The sequence below is a fragment of the Micromonospora sp. DT4 genome, from assembly GCF_049841675.1.
In the GTDB taxonomy this organism is placed as follows: Bacteria; Actinomycetota; Actinomycetes; order Mycobacteriales; family Micromonosporaceae; genus Micromonospora.
Window position 1 is genome coordinate 19,965 of the sequence record NZ_JBNCKT010000035.1, and the last position, 20,489, is coordinate 40,453.

15 protein-coding genes are annotated in these 20,489 nt (G+C 67.1%); 3 read left to right on the forward strand and 12 right to left on the reverse strand.

Annotated elements, in window-relative coordinates; translation table 11 throughout:
• Nucleotides 1-106: 106 nt before the first annotated feature.
• The 9 genes from ACLQ24_RS13040 to rapZ form a co-directional block, all read right to left on the reverse strand.
• On the reverse strand, nt 107-7,459 hold the full coding sequence (locus tag ACLQ24_RS13040; protein ID WP_425891522.1) for a hypothetical protein: 7,353 nt from the start codon (nt 7,457-7,459) through the stop codon (nt 107-109).
• A gap of 318 nt (nt 7,460-7,777) precedes the next feature.
• Nucleotides 7,778-8,119, reverse strand: coding sequence for an RNA polymerase-binding protein RbpA (locus ACLQ24_RS13045; RefSeq protein WP_425891523.1), 342 nt, complete (start codon nt 8,117-8,119; stop codon nt 7,778-7,780).
• Nucleotides 8,120-8,258: 139 nt separating this feature from the next.
• Nucleotides 8,259-8,519 carry a preprotein translocase subunit SecG gene (gene secG, locus ACLQ24_RS13050; protein WP_425891525.1) on the reverse strand — a complete coding sequence of 87 codons (261 nt, stop codon included), beginning with the start codon at nt 8,517-8,519 and terminating at the stop codon, nt 8,259-8,261.
• 95 nt (nt 8,520-8,614) lie between these two features.
• On the reverse strand, nt 8,615-9,406 hold the full coding sequence (tpiA, locus tag ACLQ24_RS13055) for a triose-phosphate isomerase (RefSeq protein WP_425891527.1): 792 nt from the start codon (nt 9,404-9,406) through the stop codon (nt 8,615-8,617).
• 2 nt (nt 9,407-9,408) lie between these two features.
• Nucleotides 9,409-10,665, reverse strand: coding sequence for a phosphoglycerate kinase (locus ACLQ24_RS13060; protein ID WP_425891529.1), 1,257 nt, complete (start codon nt 10,663-10,665; stop codon nt 9,409-9,411).
• The gene (gene gap / locus ACLQ24_RS13065) at nt 10,662-11,666 is read right to left on the reverse strand and encodes a type I glyceraldehyde-3-phosphate dehydrogenase (protein WP_425891530.1); all 1,005 of its coding nucleotides are present in this window, start codon (nt 11,664-11,666) and stop codon (nt 10,662-10,664) included. The genes ACLQ24_RS13060 and gap overlap by 4 nt, the downstream gene beginning before the upstream one ends.
• 265 nt (nt 11,667-11,931) lie before the next feature.
• Nucleotides 11,932-12,912 carry a DNA-binding protein WhiA gene (gene whiA / locus ACLQ24_RS13070; protein WP_030491583.1) on the reverse strand — a complete coding sequence of 327 codons (981 nt, stop codon included), beginning with the start codon at nt 12,910-12,912 and terminating at the stop codon, nt 11,932-11,934.
• Between the two features lie 54 nt (nt 12,913-12,966).
• Nucleotides 12,967-14,058, reverse strand: coding sequence for a gluconeogenesis factor YvcK family protein (locus ACLQ24_RS13075; RefSeq protein ID WP_425891532.1), 1,092 nt, complete (start codon nt 14,056-14,058; stop codon nt 12,967-12,969).
• Complete coding sequence (rapZ, locus tag ACLQ24_RS13080; RefSeq protein WP_393225028.1) at nt 14,055-14,960, reverse strand: RNase adapter RapZ; 906 nt, start codon at nt 14,958-14,960, stop codon at nt 14,055-14,057. The genes ACLQ24_RS13075 and rapZ overlap by 4 nt, the downstream gene beginning before the upstream one ends.
• 210 nt (nt 14,961-15,170) lie before the next feature.
• Here rapZ and ACLQ24_RS13085 point away from each other — a divergent pair, with 210 nt between their 5' ends.
• The gene (locus tag ACLQ24_RS13085; protein ID WP_425891533.1) at nt 15,171-15,515 is read left to right on the forward strand and encodes a hypothetical protein; all 345 of its coding nucleotides are present in this window, start codon (nt 15,171-15,173) and stop codon (nt 15,513-15,515) included.
• 172 nt (nt 15,516-15,687) lie between these two features.
• On the opposite strand, the gene ACLQ24_RS13090 is transcribed toward ACLQ24_RS13085, so the two are convergent.
• The 3 genes from ACLQ24_RS13090 to ACLQ24_RS13100 all read right to left on the reverse strand — a co-directional run bounded on the left by ACLQ24_RS13090 (nt 15,688) and on the right by ACLQ24_RS13100 (nt 17,729).
• Entirely contained in the window at nt 15,688-16,587 is a 900-nt protein-coding gene (locus tag ACLQ24_RS13090) for a hypothetical protein (protein ID WP_425891535.1), read from the reverse strand.
• A gap of 66 nt (nt 16,588-16,653) precedes the next feature.
• Nucleotides 16,654-16,857: a DUF397 domain-containing protein gene (locus ACLQ24_RS13095; protein WP_425891536.1), complete on the reverse strand. Its 204-nt coding sequence runs from the start codon at nt 16,855-16,857 to the stop codon at nt 16,654-16,656.
• Nucleotides 16,858-16,880: 23 nt separating this feature from the next.
• Entirely contained in the window at nt 16,881-17,729 is an 849-nt protein-coding gene (locus ACLQ24_RS13100; protein WP_425891555.1) for a DUF5753 domain-containing protein, read from the reverse strand.
• Between the two features lie 148 nt (nt 17,730-17,877).
• Here ACLQ24_RS13100 and ACLQ24_RS13105 point away from each other — a divergent pair, with 148 nt between their 5' ends.
• Nucleotides 17,878-18,387, forward strand: coding sequence for a hypothetical protein (locus tag ACLQ24_RS13105; RefSeq protein ID WP_425891538.1), 510 nt, complete (start codon nt 17,878-17,880; stop codon nt 18,385-18,387).
• A 213-nt stretch (nt 18,388-18,600) separates the two neighbouring features.
• Nucleotides 18,601-20,439 carry a DNA helicase RecQ gene (gene recQ / locus ACLQ24_RS13110; RefSeq protein ID WP_425891540.1) on the forward strand — a complete coding sequence of 613 codons (1,839 nt, stop codon included), beginning with the start codon at nt 18,601-18,603 and terminating at the stop codon, nt 20,437-20,439.
• The last annotated feature ends 50 nt before the right edge of the window (nt 20,440-20,489 follow it).

Sequence of the window (20,489 nt, forward strand, 5' to 3'; positions counted from 1 at the left end):
CCAATTGACGCGCTAACCGCCGCCAAACGACCTCACCACCGCCGTGACCAACAGCTACCCATCAATGCAATGACCCTGGGCAAGGGCCTGCCAGTTGAAGAGGTGATCATCGGCGGTTGCCCGCGGCCGCTGGCTCTGGCGGCGGCGCACAGTTGTACACCTCGACGGCGAGTTGTCGGAGTTCCTCCCGTTTATCTGACCTCTCCTGAGAAATGGCCGCGATAGCGTCGACCCAATCTTGCTTTCCGGCAACATTGAGGTCGGCAGCATGCCTCTTTACGTAATCCTTAGCGGCGGGTAATCCCGCAGTAGTGAAAATAAGGTCTACGGCCCCTAGGACAGCGGCCACGCCCACGGTCTGATAGCCAGAGTCCTGGACAAGGTTGACCCGTGCCTCGACGCTGACGCTGATGAGGTCGCTGATGAGCAGCTTGTTGCGCTCGACAGGGCCCACCTGCTCCTGATAGTCGAGCACGATCTCGGCTTTGCCCGATTGGCCTAGCTCACCTAGCAACGGCGTGAACTTACGGAACCACAGGTCGTTCTCTACCTGGTCGACGATCCTCTGGAGGTCGTCGCGTGCTCGTTGATTGTCGAGTCCATCGATCGATTGAAGCGCTTGCAGTTTTGCAACTCTGGTAGGGGCGAGTAGCAACCTGCCGACCGCAGGAAGTGTTGAGTCTTCGGCGCGCCTCCCTAGTTGTTGTGCCGTCACAAGGAACGACACCGCGAAGGTTTCCCCCAAAGTCATGGTTCGTCCGTCACTGGCCCGCACCTGCCAAGTCGGGCTCAGGGACATCGACGTTGCCAGGCCGCCGGCGGGCACGGCCGAGTTGGCGACGTGGCTCACGATGGCGAAGCCGTACGTTCCTGACGTCGCCTGGAGCGCCGTTGAGGTTGCCGCCTGAGTAACAATAACTGGTTGTTGTTTCTTTATGGCGAACTGCTGCACCAACCGCCGAACGTCGCGCACATGCTCGGCCAAGGCCGCCCCACCCCGCGTTTTGGCACCCAGGAAGATAACCGGTTCCGTGATTTGACCAGCGGCAGCTCGGATCTGCCGCTGCAACCTGGCAGGAGGCCGGTCGCCCACCCAATAAAGCCCGCGCTGCTCCGCGTCCTCCGTTGTCCCCTCAGGCAGCAGCACGACGGGTTCGGCCAACAAGTTGGCATCACCGGACCACCGGTCGCCCTGACCCAGCATCTCGTCAGCGAGAGCCGGAACCAGCGGTGGCCCTGACCTGGCAAGGTCACCGACCGCCTCCAGGCCCAGCAGTTGATCGGCTACGCCGAAGTCGCCTAGACGCGCCCGTGCGGCCCGGAGCTCGTCGTTCAGTCTCCTCGTACTGTCTGTGACGGTGAGCGCGGCCTTCCCCTTCCCCCTCTTCACGTTCGGCGCTGTCGTGAGTATGGCGGCCTCGGCGCCCACGTAGGCGAGATGATAGGCGTGCAGTGCCTCACCCAATGGATTGGACATCATGGGCGTAGGCACCGGTCCGGGTACCTCGATCGCGGTTGCTTCGAGTTGGAGACCTGCCACGAGTTCTTTCGACAGTTTCAATGTCGGGTCGGCGGCGGCGATGCTCAACGACGCCGGAGCGGCGGAATCTTGCTTGACACTGTGTCCGAGCCACACATAATTGTTTCCTCTGCGCCCATCGCTGCGCGTGTAGACGAGCAAGTCGACGGTCCATTCTGGGTTAACCACGAACGTGTACGCCACGCCCTGTTTACCGCCAGCAAGATGCGCGTGACGGGCAGAATTCAGCACCGAACCCCTGAGGCCCTCGCGCGTGCCGACGCCACCCATAACAACTTTGATCAAGTCCTTACGATCTCGGCGATCGAAATCACCCTCCGTGACAAGACCCCCAAGTTTGACCTCGCCACTGAAATCCCAAGTCAGGTAATCGGCTGGCCTCAGATCGGCACGCCGCTTGGCGACCGCGCGCCTCTTCTCCGCATCCGCAGCCGCACGCTCATCATGGACAAACCCCCACACAGCGCGGGCATGCCCCTGCAGATCGGCGTCCAGCGTGATACCAAGAGCCGCCGCCCAACTGCTCACCGCGCCCTTGAAATCCTTCACCGCACGCCCATCACCGTCCAGGTACCACCGGAAGCTGTATTGGGCAGCCGAGGCAGGGTCGGCAGCGACCAACGCCGCAAGATCGTCACGGTGCCGCAGCACATGCAGCAGATCTGGTGAACGACGGAACATCTCCGCCAGATCGGCCCCAGAGCTCTCACGCAACCGGCTCAAGAGCGTTGGCACATCGTTAAGCCAACGGCCCGCACCCTCGCTTACCCGAGACGAGTCAACAACCGCCCGCCCGGCCACCGCACTTACCCGAGAGGAGTCAACAACCGCCCGCCCGGCCACCGCCCTCGTAGACGATTTCTCCGGCGGCCGCGCGATTAGCGGTGTGGAAGGTATGACCTGCTGGGTCGGCGGCGCGGCAATTCGCGGAACGCGGAACATTGCCGCGAGTTGATCCCCGCGGCGGACCCCGCCAGCGGTGGCGCTGAGCCGGTCGAGCTCGGACTCGTCCTTCAATAATATGGCCCACTCGTCCTGGGTTAGCGTGCTACCTGCGGAGGCGAGTGCGGCGACCAGTTTCGGGTGTCGCTTCAGTGACCGCAGTCCGGCAGGACTCACCCCGGCGGCAAGGGCGCGATCATTGGTCAGCGCCTGCCACAGCGGTGCCGGATCCTCGCCGCGCCTGCCAAACTCGGCCACCAGCGACGGATTGCGCGTCAGCGCGTCCACAAGATCCGGTCGGTCGAGCAATCGCCAAGGAAAGCTGCGAGCCGACAACATCTCCGCAACACCGGGCAGGACGACGAACGCACGCAGCGACGGGAAGCTGACCAGGGCATCGACGACATGAGGATTCTCCTCGACAAGAAGACGAAACATCGGCCGGGTCAACAGTTCCGGCAACCACGGATTCGCCTCCAAGATTGGATACAGCGTCGCAGGCCGCTTACTCACCCACGCGAAGACTCCGTCGTGAGTGAATAATGCGTCGTTCAAGGAAGCAATCCGTCGCTCGATAAGATCGAGAAAATCCTGATTCGTCCACGGCAGACGCCGCAACTCCTCGAACTCGACAGGCGCACATGTCGACGAGGTCAGACCCGCCACAAGCGCCGGCCGATGAGCCAACATATAGAAAGCGACTTCGTCTTCCTGCCACAGGCGGAAGAACGTACGGTTCATCGCTACCGCGAGACGGACTTCCGGCGTCAGTGCGGTCAACTTTCGGACTAGGCTGACCACTTGCAAATTTTCGTGTTCATCAATCAGGGCTTCACGAAGCTTCCGATCAGCAGCTACCGCGCTCGCAAAATCTGAATCAATGAGCACGATCTCGCCCAGAAACGATCCAGATAGAACATTGAAGAGGACCCGGTCATCTTGGCAGACGCGCGTCAGAGCCGGGTTGTTCAAAAAAGCGTTCAGCAAACCATTTTTCGCAGCGATCGCTTCTCGGAATTCCGCCTGACTAACAAAAAGGGCATGGAACTGGTCGCTCTTATCGAGCGCCTCGACGACCGCAGGATTGTCAAGCAGGGAGCGGGTGATGGAATCCTTGCTGGCCAGTGGCTGCAGCAGGGGGCGATCCCGGAGCACCACCGCCGTCCTCGGATTTTTAACCATCAACACCGCCAAGGGAAAGTTCCCTCTTACCGCCTCCTGCAAATCTGCGTCGCTCCGGAAAGCGTTGACGAGACCGGAGAACTCGCTCGACCGTTCGGAGCTGACAGCAGCGGCCTCGAACTGCTCGAGCCCAGCCGAACCTCGCGCGATAATTCCTGCGAGAGCAAATTCGTGGTCCGATGCGGGCACACCATCGCTCGTCATATTCAGGCCGAGCTCATCCAAACCAAGGTCCAAAACCCGATGTCGCCGCTCGGCTTCTCCGCTCAGCACCTGCGTCAAAAATCGAGGATCGGTGAGCGCCGCCTGCGGATCAGCCAACCCGAGGAATGGCACAATGACGTCGCTGGCAAGAACGCCCTCGACCAGCGCCGCGTCGGCACCCGGCGCAGCCAACAATCTTTCCAGGCTCTCCATCAACGAGGGCAGAGAAAACAACCTGCGCCAATGCCGGGCCCCGCCATCGTTCAAGACCGGCAGCGCCACGAGCGCGGCCAGCAACCGCGGAAAGCGAACGATATTTTCGATCACGTTCGGCGCAATATCGGGTGGCCTAAGCGAAGACCGGAAGCTGTGTCCACCGTACACTCGAGCCGCGAAGAAGTCGGACCACCATTCGTTCTCCTCAATCGGCGAGTCATGCTTGGGCGGGGCGAGCTCGATCAATTGGTCAATAGCAACCAAAGCATTCGTTTGATACAAGGTTAAGGCAACCAGGTCGGGACAGTCATAATATTTCTCTCGCGACTCCGGCCTCCATCTTTCCACCAGGTCGAAAATATGAGAATTTCGAGAGATCCCGACATAATTGCCATCCTTGGCGGCCATCTCGGGCCAGGAAGGGAAAGGGGATCTCACAAGGAAGGTCGCCGAACAAGCGAGAACTGAACGGCCAACCAGGGATGGACCACTGCGCATCGATTCCATTATCTTGTCGAACACCCTCTGACTATTCCCTCGAACCTCAGATAGCTGGACTGATGCTGGGCTAACGGGGTTCGCCAGTTCCTCTACAGCGGAGGGGTAGCTGAGCATTACGCGCAGGATCCCGGCGTCCGGAAACGGCGGCATAATCTTATTTTCGGAGACAGCGTTCAGCAACCTACGATACTCGTGCGGCATGAACGCCAGGTCTTTATTAATCAGCTCATGCAGTAGCCCTGCGTTTCGCAGCAACAACGCTAGGGCGTCGCCAGATCCCGCCTTTGTTTGTTTGGCAGCAAGCACCTTGCCAAGATTTGGATTACGCCTGACCGCACGAGCGATTTCGGGAAAACTGGACGCTGCGGGCGGCTCGGCCGTAGACGGGAGAGATGCCTGCCTGAGAGCAACGACAAGATCCGGCACCGTATCGAATGCAGCCGGGTCGACCGACAGGTGCAGCGTAACGGCCTGACGGTTGTTAGTCGCCGCTTGGAGTGCCTGCAAGCCGTCTGACTGGAAGAACTTCCGCATCAATCCGGATGCCTCAACGAGCACGTCGGCGAGCTCGGGTGCGCCGGCCAGCAGCTCCAGCCGCAGCAACCGCTCCGACCGCGGGAGGAAATCCACAGCGTCGATGAGTCGGGCTGCCGCAACTGCCCGGATCGCACCCTGGTTCCGGTCTAGATCGCGCAGAAGCGCCGTGTTTCGTAGGAGTTTCCCCCACCATCGGGCCGGCTTGGACCGCACTGGATGATCGATGAGCGCCGTGGCCAGACCGACGTGCAAACTCGCCTGCCGCACGACCTCCAGACTCTCAGCGTCCGTGCGCAAGAACTCGCTGAGAGTCGGGTTTTTGCCTGCCACGATGCCCCATGGGGTGGCAGCCAGCAAGTGAAATAGCTGCCCATTGTTGCCCAACTCGCCGTATAGAGTTGGAAGCCTGATCAGCTGCCACACGTCCTGGTGAATCGTATTCCTGAGGTAGGGCTCCAGGACTGGATCAGCCATTATCGGGTCGAGCAGCTCCGGATTTTCATCGAGCTTGCGCGTAAGGGCTTGGACCGTTCTCCGCCAATGGAAATGACGGAGTTTGTCAATAACGGTTATATCCCTTTGCAGCATACGTATAAAATGCGGGGTGTGCCGGGCCGCCTCGGCGAGTCCAGGAGTATCGATCAACGCGCGAGTGACCTCCCGATCGACGGGCATGATTGGATTACCGGGCTCCTTACAATTAATGTAGTAGCGGATGTAGGCACCAATAGGCCACGCCTTGCTCCAGCCTCCATCGCGCCTAGCTTGTATCTGCAAGAAATTCCTTACGTGGGACTTAGTGACGGGATCAAGGCTCTCCCAAGTCTCACCAGCCGCAGACTGGACCTGATCGAAGGCAGGCCGGATGACATCATCGGTCGGCTTTGCGTTCGAATTGGCGGCGTCCGCGCCACGCTGCGATCTCATGCCGGTTGATCCTATGGATGGATCGAGCAAGGCCGGAGCGTTCGCGGAAGCTTTGGAAGTGGATCCCGTTCGCAGCAGGCCGTCACGGTTCGCCTGGCCCAAGAGGCCGTCCGACCGGCGCGGCAAGGCAATCGGCGCGTGAAGCGCTTGTGGTAAGCCATACGGAGTGCGGTGATGGACGTGGAATTCCCTGCTTTTCAGCTCGAAAGAGACGAAGGCAACCGGCGACGTATCCTCATCGCCCGACTCTCTGCTCGGCTGGGTTTCGACGAGCATGAACGAGTCGTCAGCCTGCCGTTCGACTATCATCAGATGAGGCTGTTGGCCGGGATAATCGGCACGGATAACGGTGATCGCTCCCGGTTCCAAATCCTGAAGACGATCAATAGTGGCGGTCTGGAACGGCCCGCCGAGGCGAGAGGCGATGTTGTCAATCGGGCGAACGGTGTCGTCACCCCCGGCCCGCAGACCATAGTGGTAGAGCACCGTGTCGACCCGAGCCACGCAGTCGGGCTTATCGGCCCATTCGGGCAGCCGCATCACGGCCGCGGCAAGTTCGTCCGACACCCCGAACGCACCAACAGGGCGCACCACCGGCCACCGTGGAGTCGACGGCCTCACCATTTCCACCGGCGACGATCGATGTTCGAACCGCGCCTCCACCGATACGCTCGCGGGACGGACATGTAGCGCAGTCGCGTTCCGCGGCAACGTTGCGCCCCTTGCTCCTCCCGGAGTGACGCTCAACAAGGCAACACCCTCGGGCGAACGGAGAGCCAGCAGGTCCGTCGCGTCCGCGCCGTTTGAGGTGTCAACGGTCACCAGCAGGCCTTGGGTAGGTGTCAAGTCTGCCGACACCCGCCACAAACCCCTGACCCCATCCTCGAGGCGCTGACTCAGACCGATCGGATCGACCGACACGGTCAGCCCGCCGTAACGGGCGTTTACGATCGGCAGCGGCACCCACAAGCCGGCCTGATCAAGAGCACTGGGAAGCGGCCCCGACGTCACACCGCTACCCACGATCCGTTCTGCATCAAGACCAGGAGCGGCGTGCCCGGCGAGAAGGGGGCTGTCCGGGACAACTAGCACCCAACCAGCATGGCCCGGGGCAGCGGCGAACCCCCGTTCGTCAATTGGCAGAACATCCTCGCCGCCCGCCTCAACCAACGCGCGATTCGGCAAGCGGACCGGTAGACGCAGGGCGTTGGCACGGGCGATTGCCCCGTCCAAGTCAAGACTCTCGACCAGCGACGCCACAGGCACCTCGACCGCCCGCTCAATCACAGAAGACGGCTGCGCCATCACAGTGGCCACCACAAGAGCCACATCGTTCGACCGCACATCCGTATGCACCAGGTGCACACCCGGCATCGACCTCGCGGCAATCACCTCGGGCGGCACCGACACCGAATCCCAACTCAGATACTGCCCAGAAGGCACCCACGTTTGGGCGAGCTCGGGACAATTTGGACTCAAGACGGTCCTCATAAGACTCCCAACATCGAACACCTGACGGCAGGATCTCGAGCGAATCGCCCCTCGTCAGCAATCAGCGCGTGAGAGAAGATTCACTCATTGACGGCACCGGGGGCGACAGGAATCAAGAAGAAGATCATCGGCCAGGGCTGCGTCAGCCTCAGCCGGCGATCAAAGCCCACACCCTTCAAAGGCTGAGAACCAAGCATCAGCCGCTACGGTGGGCCCCTCACCGAGGGGCCCGTTCGGCTATTCGCCGCGTCGGCGGCGCAGCGCCGCGAGGGCCTCGGCCAGCAACGCCTCCCCCTCCTCGGCGGTGCGCCGCTCCTTCACGTACGCCAGGTGACTCTTGTACGGCTCGACGCGGACCCGCCCGGGCGGATTCTCGGCGTCCAGGCCGGCGGGGAGCCCGCAGCGGGGGCAGTCCCACAGCGGCGGCGCCGTGGCGTCGGCCGCGATCCGGATGTCGGTCTGGTGGTCGTTGCGGCACCAGTAGGTGACGGCCTGTCGGGGTGCCGGTTGGTGCCGCTCGTCCGGGCGCATGGGCGCGGACCCGACGCGGGCGCCACGGATGACATTGCCACTGGGCACGGCTGCTCGCTCCTGTCGTCGGAGGGGACCCGCCACTTTCGGGGATGGGCGGCGGGCGACGCGGTGCAGCGAAGAAAAGACTGCGCGCGGTCCGTCGAATGACGAACCGCGCGCAGATTGTACGACTTGGCGGGCCTGCTCAGGTGCCGCTGTTCATCTGGAGACGGAGCCAGAGCCCCAGCCCGACGATCGCCGCGAACCAGACGAGACCCACCAGAACGGTGTAACGATCCAGGTTCTTCTCGGCCACCGAGGAGCCGGCGAGGCTGGAGCTGACGCCACCGCCGAACATGCTGGACAACCCGCCGCCCTTACCGCGGTGCAGCAGGATGAGCAGGGTGAGCAGAACGCTCGTGATGACCAGCAACACGATCAACGTGTATGCGAACCAGATCGGCATGGCTGGGGGCAGTCCTCTCGTAGCGATCCTCGCCCGGACAGGTCGGGCACTCCGGCACCGGCCGGTGGACGGGCGGTGTCCAGGATAGCGAGCGCTCAGCGAGCGATGTGCTCGGGGAACCGGCAGATCTGCGCGAATTCCTCCGCGTCCAGGCTCGCGCCGCCCACCAGGGCGCCGTCCACGTCCGGCTGGGCCATGATCGAGGCGACGTTGGACGCCTTGACCGAGCCGCCGTAGAGCACCCGGACCGCGTCGGCAGTCTCGGCGTCAAAGCGCTCCGCCAACCGCTGGCGGAGCGCGCCGCAGACCTCCTGGGCGTCCTCCCGCGTCGCCGTCTTGCCGGTGCCGATCGCCCAGACCGGCTCGTACGCGATCACGACCTGGCGTACCTGCTCGGGGGTGAGCCCGGCGAGGCTCCCGTCGAGCTGGTCCGAGCAGTGCGCCACGTGGGTGCCCTGCTCGCGCACGTCCAGCCCCTCCCCCACGCAGAGGATGGGGGTCAGGCCGTGCGTGAGCGCTGCCTTCACCTTCGCGTTGACGACCGAGTCGTCCTCGTGGTGGTAGGCCCGCCGCTCGGAGTGCCCGACCACCACGTACGTGCAGCCGAGCTTGGCCAGCAGCGGACCGGAGATGTCACCGGTGTACGCGCCGGAGGCGTGCGGGGAGAGGTCCTGCCCGCCGTAGCCGATCAGCAGCTTGTCGCCGTCCACCGCCGTCTGCACGGTGCGCAGGTCGGTGAACGGCGGCAGCACCACCGTCTCGACCTCGGTGAGCTGCTTCTCGGTGAGGCTCGCGGCCAGCTTCTGCACGAGCAGGTTGGCCTCGAGGTGGTTGAGGTTCATCTTCCAGTTGCCGGCCATCAACGGCCGGCGGGTCGTGCTCGCCATGCTCAGTTCTCCAGGGCCGCGATGCCGGGGAGGGTCTTGCCCTCCAGGTACTCCAGGGAGGCGCCGCCACCGGTGGAGATGTGACCGAAGCTCGACTCGTCCAGCCCCAACGCCCGGACGGCCGCCGCGCTGTCGCCGCCGCCGACGACGCTGAACGCGTCGGCCTTGGTGATCGCCTCGGCGATGCCCCGGGTGCCGGCCGCGAAGGCGGCCATCTCGAACACGCCCATCGGCCCGTTCCAGAAGATCGTCTTCGCCTGGGACAGGGCGGCGCTGAAGCCGGCGACCGTCTCCGGGCCGACGTCCAGGCCGAGTCGGTGGCTCGGGATGCCGTCGACGCGGACCGTGTCGTGCGCGGCGTCCGGCGCGAACGCATCGGCGACCACCACGTCGACCGGGAGCATGATCTTGCCGTTGGCCCGCTCCAGCAGATTGCGGCAGGTCTCGACCATGTCCTTCTCCAGCAGGGAGGTGCCCACCTCCAGGCCCTGGGCCTTGAGGAAGGTGAAGCACATACCGCCACCGATGAGCAGCCGGTCGACCGTCGGCAACAGCGCCTCGATCACGGCCAACTTGTCGGAGACCTTGGACCCGCCGAGCACCACCACGTACGGCCGCTCGGGCTCGCTGGTCAACTTGGAGAGCACCTCGACCTCGCGCAGCACCAGCCGACCCGGAACGTGCGGCAGCCGCGCCGGCACGTCGTAGACGCTGGCGTGCTTGCGGTGCACGGCGCCGAACGCGTCGTCGACGTACGCGTCGCCGAACGCGGCGAGCTGGTCGGCGAAGGCGCCCCGCTCGGCCTCGTCCTTGCTGGTCTCACCGGCGTTGAAGCGCAGGTTCTCCAGCAGGGCGACCTGACCGTCGGCCAGGTCGGCGACGGTCGAGCGGGCGGAGTCACCGACGGTGTCGGTGGCGAAGCGCACCGGCGCGCCCAGCAGCTCACCGAGCCGCCCGGCGACCGGGCTCAGGCTGAACTGCGGGTCCGGAGCGCCCTTCGGGCGGCCCAGGTGCGAGCAGACGACCACCTTCGCGCCGGCCTCGACCAGCGCGCCGAGGGTCGGCAGCACCGCGCGGATGCGGCCGTCGTCAGCGATCCTCACTCCGTCCGGAGTGCCGCCCTGCGGCGCGGAGGCGGAGTTATGATCGTCGATGGCACCGGTCTGCTTGTCGAGCGGGACGTTCAGGTCGGCGCGCACCAGCACGCGCCGACCCGACACCCCCTCGGCGAGCAGGTCGTCGAGGGTCCGGATGCTCACAGCGACGAACCGACCAGCTTGACGAGGTCGACGAGGCGGTTCGAGTAGCCCCACTCGTTGTCGTACCAGCCGACGACCTTGACCTGGTTGCCGATGACCTTGGTCAGCGGCGCGTCGAAGATGCACGACGCCGGGTCGGTGACGATGTCGGAGGAGACGATCGGGTCCTCGTTGTAGACCAGGATGCCCTTGAGCGGGCCCTCCGCGGCGGCCTTCAGCGCGGCGTTGACCTCGTCCACGGTGGTCTCGCGGCCGACCTCGACGGTGAGGTCGGTGGCCGAGCCGGTCGGGATCGGCACCCGCAGCGCGTACCCGTCGAGCTTGCCCTTCAGCTCCGGCAGCACCAGGCCGATGGCCTTCGCGGCGCCGGTGGAGGTCGGGACGATGTTCAGCGCGGCGGCCCGGGCACGACGCAGGTCCTGGTGCGGCGCGTCCTGGAGGTTCTGGTCCTGGGTGTACGCGTGGATCGTCGTCATCAGACCCTTGGTGATGCCGAACGTGTCCTGCAGGACCTTCGCCATCGGGGCCAGGCAGTTCGTCGTGCACGAGGCGTTGGAGATGATGGTGTGCTTCGCCGGGTCGTAGGTGTCGTGGTTGACACCCATGACGACGGTGACGTCCTCGTTCTTCGCCGGAGCGGAGATGATGACCTTCTTGGCGCCGCCGTCGACGTGCGCCTTGGCCTTGGTGCCGTCGGTGAAGAAGCCCGTCGACTCGATGACGACGTCCGCGCCGACCTCGCCCCACGGCAGCGCCGCCGGGTCCTTCTCGGCGAACGCCTTGATGGTCTTGCCACCGACGGTGATCTCGTCGGCGGTGGCCTTGACCTCGTACGGCAGGCGGCCGAGGATGCTGTCGTACTTGAGCAGGTGGGCGAGCGTGCCGTTGTCGGTCAGGTCGTTGACCGCCACGACCTCGATGTCGGCGTCGGACGCCAGCACTGCCCGGAAGAAGTTACGGCCGATTCGGCCAAAGCCGTTGATGCCAACCCGGATGGTCACAGGTCCCATCTCCTTGCGTTCTGGTCCGCCGGCTTGACTCAACGGGCCGGCGGGAATGGTGTGCGCCGACCGTTGGAGCCGGCCGTCGACGGTTCATCTCGGCCACCCCGCCGCGCGGTCTGAGGACCTGACCGCCCCAGGCGGTGGGCACGACGAGAAGTGCCGGTATCGGCCCCCTTGCCGTACTCAGCGACCCTATCCGAGCGCGCGGGACCACGCTGCGCCGGGTCGTGTTCCCGGCGCACCGTACGGCCCCACCGTCCTATCAGACCACGAGCATGTCGGGCGTGACGGCTGCTTCCGTATCCGGGATGCCGAGGTCCCGGGCCCGCTTGTCGGCCAGCGCCAGCAGACGGCGGATCCGCCCGGCGATGGCGTCCTTGGTCAGCGGCGGGTCGGCGAGCGCCCCCAACTCCTCCAGCGACGCCTGCCGGTGCTCGAGGCGCAGCCTCCCGGCGTCGGTGAGGTGGTTGGGCGCCTCCTCGGCCAGGATCTCCAGCGCACGGGTGACCCGGGCGGCGGCGGCCACCGCGGCACGCGCCGAGCGGCGCAGGTTCGCGTCGTCGAAGTTGGCCAGCCGGTTGGCGGTGGCCCGCACCTCGCGGCGTACCCGACGCTCCTCCCACGCCAGCACGCTGGAGTGGGCGCCGATGCGGGTGAGCAGCGCGGCGATCGCGTCGCCGTCCTTGACCACGACCCGGTCCACCCCGCGTACCTCACGGTTCTTCGCGGTGATGCCGATCCGGCGGGCCGCGCCGACCAACGCGAGCGCCGACTCCGGCCCCGGGCAGGTGATCTCCAACGCGCTGGAGCGGCCGGGTTCGGTGAGCGAGCCGTGCGCCATGAACGCGCCCCGCCACGCGGAGACCGCGCAGCAGACGTTCGCCGCCACCACGTGCGGGGGCAGCCCCCGCACCGGCCGGCCGCGCACGTCGAGCAGGCCGGTCTGCCGCGCGAGCGCCTCCCCGTCCTTGACCACCCGGACGATGAAGTGGCTGCCCTTGCGCAGCCCACCGGAGGCCAGCACGTGGATCTCGCTGGGGTAGCCGTAGACCTCGGCGATCTCCCGGCGCAGCCGGCGCGCCACCGCCCCGGTGTCCAACTCCGCCTCCACCACCACGCGTCCAGAGACGATGTGCAGCCCTCCGGCGAAGCGCAGCAGCGCGGCCATCTCCGCCCGCCGACAGCAGGGCTTGGGCACGTCGACCCGACTCAGCTCGTCCTTGACCGCAGCCGTCATCGCCATTGTGCGTCCCCTCACGGACCTGTTCCGGCGTGTCGCCGGTGATTACGTACGTGTCTAACGATCGGCACCCAGGACAGGCACCAGCGCGGCGCCCAGGGCAGCCGGATCATGGCGGGGAGTGCCGTCGGTGACGGCGACGGGGGCGAGGACCAGGCGGGCACCCAGCGATTCTGCCGCACGTTCGACCGGTTCCGGGTCACCCACTGCCTTGGCGTCCGCCAGGACGAGATCCACCTTCAGCTCGGGCAGGTACCAGCGCAGCGCCGCCAGATGGTCGGCGACCGAGAGGCCGAGGGTCTCCTTCTCCGCGGCCAGGTTCAGCGTGACCAGGCGTCGGGCCGAGCTGGACACGATCGCGTCGGCCAGCTGCGGCACCAGCAGGTGCGGCAGCACGCTCGTGTACCAACTGCCCGGCCCGAAGATCAACCAGTCGGCCGCGCCGATCGTGGCCAGGGCCTCGGCGCAGGCTGCCGGAGCGGCCGGGGTCAGGCGCAGCGACTCCACCCGGCCGGTGGTGACCGCCACCTGGTGCTGACCGCGAACGGTCCGCACCTCGTCCGGGGCGTCCGGGTGGACCCCGCGCACCCGCGCCTCGATGTCGACCGGCTGGCGCGACATCGGCAGGACCCGCCCGACCGCGCCGAGCATCGCCCCGGCGTGCTCCAGCGCCGCCACCGGGTCGCCGAGCAGCTCCATGAGGCCGGAGAGCACCAGGTTCCCCACCGCGTGCCCGGCCAGGCCGTCCGCGCGCGCCGCGTCACCCGCCCGCGGGCCCGCGTCTGTCGGGTTTCGGGCAAGCGCGTCCGCGTCCGCGCCGGGCGCGCCCGCCACCGCCGGGGCCGCGGCGGTCCCGCCATCCGGGAGTACGCGGACAGCCTGCGCCGCCGCGAAGCGGTGCTGGAAGAGACCGGCGCTGCGTCGGGTGGCCGGATGGTCGCCGGCCAGCGCGACCAGGGCCTGCCGCAGGTCACCCGGAGGCAGGCCGCCCCGTTCGGCGCGCAGCCGGCCGCTGGACCCGCCGTCGTCGCCGACCGTCACCACGGCGGTGATGTCCAGGTCGAGTTCGGGGGCGCAGTGCCGCAGCGCGCGCAGCGACGCCGACAGGCCGTGCCCGCCGCCGAACGCCACCACCCGGCGCGTCGTCATTCCCGCCCCAGGTCGCGGTGCTGGGCGTTGGCCGCCAGCCCCGCCTGACGCAGCCGGCCGGCCAGCTCCTCGGCGATGGCCACGCTGCGGTGCTTGCCGCCGGTGCAGCCCACGGCCACCGTCAGGTACCGCTTACCCTCCCGCTCGAACCCGGTGGTGGTGGCGTTGACCAGGTCGGCGTACGAGGCGACGAAGGCGTCCGCGCCCTCCTGCCCCAGCACGTACGCGCTGACCGCCTCCTCCCGCCCGGTGTGCTCGCGCAGCTCCGGCACCCAGTACGGGTTGGGCAGGAACCGGGCGTCCAGCACGAAGTCGGCGTCGGGCGGCAGGCCGTACTTGAAGCCGAACGACAGCACGGTGACCCGCAGCCGGCGGGCGTCCTCGCCGCCGAACAGCTCCTCGATGCGCCGCCGGAGCTGGTTGACGTTCAGGTGGCTGGTGTCGATGATCACGTCGGCCTGGTCGCGGGCCTCCTCCAACAGCCCGCGCTCGACGGCGATGCCGTCGGCGAGCCGCCCGTCGCCCTGCAGCGGGTGTGAGCGCCGGACGCTCTCGAACCGGCGGATCAGCACCTCGTCGTCGGCGTCGACGAACACCACCCGGGGCGAGAAGCCGCGCTCCTTCAGCTCCCGGATCGCGCCGGCCAGGTCGGTGGAGAAGGCGCGCGAGCGCACGTCCAGGACCATCGCCGTACGCCGGGCGGCGCCGCCGGCCTTGAACGCCAGCTCGGCCATGTCGAGCATGAGCGCCTGCGGCAGGTTGTCCACCACGTAGTAGCCGACGTTCTCCAGCGCGCGGGCGACGGTGCTGCGACCGCCACCGGACACCCCGGTGACCACCACCAGGGTGGTCTCCGACTCGGCCGTCGGCTGTCCGTCACCGACTGTGTGCGCCTCGCTCACCCGTACCCCCAAGCCGTGGCGCCGCGGCTGCCATCGGCCGCGATTGGTCAATCAGCGACTCTATCCCGCCGGTCGGGGTGGGCACGGGCACGCCCGCCGCCGCGCGCCGCGGGTCAGCCTCCCGACAGTCGCCACTCTTGATGACTATCAGTAACCATCAATACCCTCTTCGTGATAGCCGCAGGTCAACGCCGACATCGGGATGATGCGATGCACGATCTCGCGGACAAGAACACGTACGTCGGTTTCCTGTTCATGCGGATCAGTTCGGAGTACTTTGCCCTGGGCCGGGAGGGCAGCCACGAGGTCTCCGCCGAGCACGCCCGGGACCTGGGCCGCTTCGCCAAGCAGCTCACCCACATGGTGTGCACCGGGGTGAACGGCAAATACGACCAGGTCACGATGGTCGAGGCCGACACCCTGGAGGAGATCAACGCGGCGGCCACCGCGTTCCGGATGGGCAACAAGGCCCGCTACATCGAGATCGTCGACATCGTGGTCGGGACGAAAGCCCCGCCGCGCGGCCTGGCCAACCGGTCCAGCCAGCCCGGCTGACCGCGTCGCCCGTCCGGCGCACCCGTCGCTCGGGTGCGCCGGACGAGTCCCGGCCGATGCCTACAACGCCTTCCTGGACGCACAGGTCAACGAACTCAACCGCACTCAGGCGGACCTGACCGCCTGGCAACCACCGACCACCCGGGGCCGGCAACGCGGATCATGACGACCGTCAGCGGCGGTGCCGAAGCGCCTTGACCCGTTGGTGACCGAGCACGGCGAGGTAATCGTTCGGCTCATCAAGGCACGAGTCGACGTCGGCCACCTCGACGATCTTGAGAAGTCGGGCGGCCAACTCGTCGGGATCCGGCTGCACCTGCTCGCAGAGTTGGACGTGGACCGCCCGTAGGGCACCGCCGATCTCGGCCGGCTCATCCTCGTACGTCTCCCAGGCGTCGTAGAGGTAGGTGGCGAGACTGTCCCAGGCGCGGGCGGCCCGCTCGACCAGCAACAGCGCCTCCTGGGTCGGCGGGCGTTGGGCAAGCACTTCGATCTCCTCGACGATCGCCCGACCGGCCTTCTCCACATCGTGCAGATCCCAACGGCTGCCGCTGGTCGCCTCGTGGGCCAGGCTGTCGATCGTCCGACGGAGGCCGGCCAGCTCCGCAGCGGAGAAAGCCGTGAGTTGGCCAGCCTGCCCGCGCAGCCGGTTTTCCAACACACGATCCGTGGCTGCCCACTCGGCGACCAACAGCGCCAAGCGTCGGGCGGAGATGCTGCCCGCCACTTCGGCCAACTCGGCGACCCTCGGGTTGATCGCCAGAGCCGACGGCGGGGTGGCCGCCGACGACCACGTGAAGCCGCCGTCCAGGGCAGTGGCGGTGAGGGCCACGGCGTGGGCGCACAGCTCCTCAGCGGCCGCGCAGTCACACTCGGCGGTGAAACCGTCCGCCGTGATGCCCACCCAGACTTCGAACGGAGGCTGCCCGGCCTCGCGGAACACGTAGGAGACTCCCCCGCCGACCGGCCTGGGAACCACCGGCTGACCGGATGCTTGAAGCTTGTCCGCCGCTGCACAGACCACGGGTCCGGCCGCGTCCCGGAGTGCGTTGATGTCGATGCGTACCGCCATGGGGCCATCCAACCGGATGGAGGTGATGCCGCCGGCAGCAGGGAGGCCGACACCTTGCCGCAGGCGTCAGCCGAGCGAGCCGCGCCGCAGACCGGTCACAAACGACGACCAAACGCCCCGGTCGAAGATGAGCGCCGGCCCGCCCGGATCCTTGGAATCCCGCACGGCCAACGCGCCAGCAAGTGGGGCCACCTCGACACAGTTGGAGCCGCCTGCGCTGCTCCGGCTGCTCTTGCGCCACTTCCCTGCGGGCACGTCCGGAGCGGTCATCGGTCAGACCCCTTGAGCGCTAGTCAGTATCCACCAGCCACCTGGGCCAGGAAGCCAGCCGACTCGTCAGGGTCGAGTGCCTTGGCCATGAGGTGATCGAACATGAGTCTATATCGGGCGACGTGTCTCTCCTCCTCAAGGAGCAGGGTGCTGGAGTCGTTGTCGAGATAGACGACGGTGGGGTCCAAGGTCGGCTCGGCGTAGTCGAGCAGGGTAAAAGGGCCGCCCATGCCTGCGTGCGCGCCGGCAGCGAAGGGCAGGATCTGGATCTCGACGGTGGGCAGCTCACAAGCCTCGATCAGGCGAGCGAGCTGCGCTCGCATCGCGGCGGGGCCGCCCACGATGCGGCGGACGGCCGCCTCATCGAGCACAATCCACAATCTCGGCGGCATATCTCGCGAGAGCAGAACCTTGCGGCCGAGTCGTGCTGCCACCCGACGGTCGATTTCGTCCTGGTCGGCGGTGCTGCGCCCCGCCTTGACGATCGCGCGGACGTACTCCTCCGTCTGCAACAGCCCGGGAACGTACAGACTCTCGAATGCGCTGATCGACGTGGCCTCCGCCTCGAAGCCGACGTAGTCGTCCGGCAACACGTCGCCGTAGGCGCTCCACCAGCCCTTCTGGCGAGACTGCCGAAGCAAACCGGTCAGCGACTCCCGCTCCTCTTCGGAGGCGTCGTAGAGGTCGAGCAGCGGAGGCATGTCCTTCGGCATCACCCTGGAGTGCCCGAGTTCGAAGCGGATGACCTTGGTCCGATGCCAGCCCAGGATCTTGGCTACCTCCTCGGCGGTGTGTCCGGTGCGGTCCCGCAGGCGGCGCAACTCGCGCCGCAGACGGCGGGCCCTGATCGTCGGACTTGGCACCTGCGACATCGCCAACATCACCTCCACTGCGAGTAATCGATTCTTGCCTGGGAGCGACCACAGATTAAGCACTTTAAGGAAGAAAACACGACGTTGCATTTCGTTCCCTCGTGGTCCAGTCTCTAGGCAATTGCCCGCTACGGAGAGGCAGCGGCTGGTGACTGACAACCGATCGTCGCGGTGGGAGCGGGAGCCGCGGCAGCACAACGGCTTCCAGGATGACCTGAGCGCCGTACTCGACGGGGCCGACGTGTCCGAGCGGGTCCGGGCGGCCATCGCGCACGCGCTGGCGGAACCGGACGCTCTGTCCGCGTACGCCAACTCCTTGGTCAGCCGCTACACGACGGAGCGCGAGCGGCGATCGGGCCGCAACGGGCCGCCGGCCGGTGCGTACCGAATGCCCCGGCGCTGGACTCTGCACCTGACCTACCTGGCGACCAACCTGACGGAGGCCCGCGACCAGGCCGTCGTCTACCCGGAGGGGTTGACGATCCTGCGGCCCGAGATGCCGGCGGGGGCCGCGCTGCTGTCCCCGGCCGACGCCTGGAACCACGTCGAGCCCGTCTTCTGCGGCCGGGTCGGTCCCGACAAAGAGGTCTGCATGGACGTCACCGGGCACCCTGGCTTCCACAGCGCGGCCGGCATCGGCGGGCTCTGCTGGGGGTGACGGGGATGGCGAGACGGGGCAGTAACGGCCCCACCGCACCCTCGGTTGTCGCCGTGCCGGTACTCGCGGCCACCTGCCGCCGTTCCCCGAGCCGTCGGCCACCAACCATCGAGCCGATGCTGGTCGGCAGGACCATCGACCATGCCGACCTCTTGGCCGGCCTGCGACCGGTCTGCAGACGCTGATGTCGGAGCCGGCTCGTAGACTCCGCGGATGGCTTCCCCCACCGACCTGCGTACCGACGGCGCGCTGGACGTGCTGCGCCGGGTGTTCGGCTACGACGCCTTCCGCGGCTTCCAGCAGGACGTTATCGACCAAGTCGTCGCCGGTGGTGACGCGCTGGTGCTGATGCCCACCGGCGGCGGCAAGTCGCTGTGCTACCAGATCCCGGCCCTGGTCCGTGAGGGTGTCGCGGTCGTCGTGTCGCCGCTGATCGCGCTCATGCAGGACCAGGTGGACGCGCTCACCGCGGTCGGCGTACGCGCCGGCTTCCTCAACTCGACCCAGACCCTGGACGCCCGCCGTCGGGTCGAGGCGGCCTTCGTCGCCGGCGAACTGGACCTGCTCTACCTGGCGCCGGAGGCGCTCGGCGTCCGGTCCACCCTCGCCCTGCTGGACCGGGGGCGCATCTCGCTGTTCGCGATCGACGAGGCACACTGCGTCTCCCAGTGGGGGCACGACTTCCGGCCCGACTACCTGGCCCTGTCGATGCTGCACGAGCGGTGGCCGCAGGTGCCGCGCATCGCGCTCACCGCGACCGCGACGAGCGCCACCCGCCGCGAGATCGCCAGCAGGCTGGGGCTCGACGACGCGCGGCACTTCGTGGCCAGCTTCGACCGGCCCAACATCCAGTACCGGATCGTGCCCAAGCGGGAGCCCCGTAAGCAGCTGCTGGCGCTGCTGCGCGACGAGCATCCCGGCGACGCGGGCATCGTCTACTGCCTGTCCCGCGCCTCGGTCGACAAGACCGCCGAGTTCCTGACCGCCAACGGGATCGCCGCACTGCCCTACCACGCCGGCCTCGACGCGGTCACCCGCGCCACCAACCAGCAACGGTTCCTGCGCGAGGACGGGCTGGTCATGGTGGCCACCATCGCCTTCGGCATGGGCATCGACAAGCCCGACGTACGCTTCGTGGCCCACCTCGACCTGCCCAAGTCCGTCGAGGGCTACTACCAGGAGACCGGCCGCGCCGGTCGCGACGGGCTGCCGTCCACCGCCTGGCTGGCGTACGGCCTGCAGGACGTGGTCCAGCAGCGCAAGATGATCGAGACGTCCGATGGTGACCTGGCGCACCGCCGCAACCTCGCCGCGCACCTGGACGCGATGCTCGCGCTCTGCGAGACGGTGCGGTGCCGCCGGGTCCAGCTCCTCGAATACTTCGGCGAGACCTCCACGCCGGCGTGCGGCAACTGCGACACCTGCCTCAACCCGCCGGAGTCCTGGGACGGCACGGTCGCCGCCCAGAAGCTGCTCTCCACCGTCTTCCGCCTCGACCGCGAACGCAACCAGCGGTTCGGCGCCGGGCACTGCGTCGACATCCTGCTCGGCAAGCAGACCGACAAGATCAGCCAGTACGGCCACGAGTCGCTGACCGTCTTCGGCATCGGCACCGAGTTGAGCGAGGCCGAGTGGCGGGGCGTGGTCCGCCAACTCCTCGCCGAGGGGCTGCTCGCCGTCGAGGGCGACTACGGCACCCTCGCGCTGACCGAGGCGAGCGCCGACGTACTCGGCCGCCGCCGTACCGTCACCATGCGCCGCGAACCGGAGAAGCCGGCGTCGAGCCGCTCGTCGAAGCCGCGTGGCTCGTCCACCGTCGTGGCCGAGCTGACCCCGGCCGCCGCGTCCGTCTTCGAGCGGCTGCGAAGCTGGCGGGCGGCCACCGCCAAGGAACAGGGCGTCCCCGCGTACGTCATCTTCCACGACGCCACACTCCGACAGATCGCGGGTGACAAGCCCACCTCGCTGGCCGAGCTGTCCCGGGTCAACGGCGTCGGCGAGAACAAGCTCGCCAAGTACGGCGAGCAGATCCTGGCCGTACTTGCCGAATGAACCCCGGGCATGCCGAAAGGGCCGGACCCCACGATAGGGGTCCAGCCCTT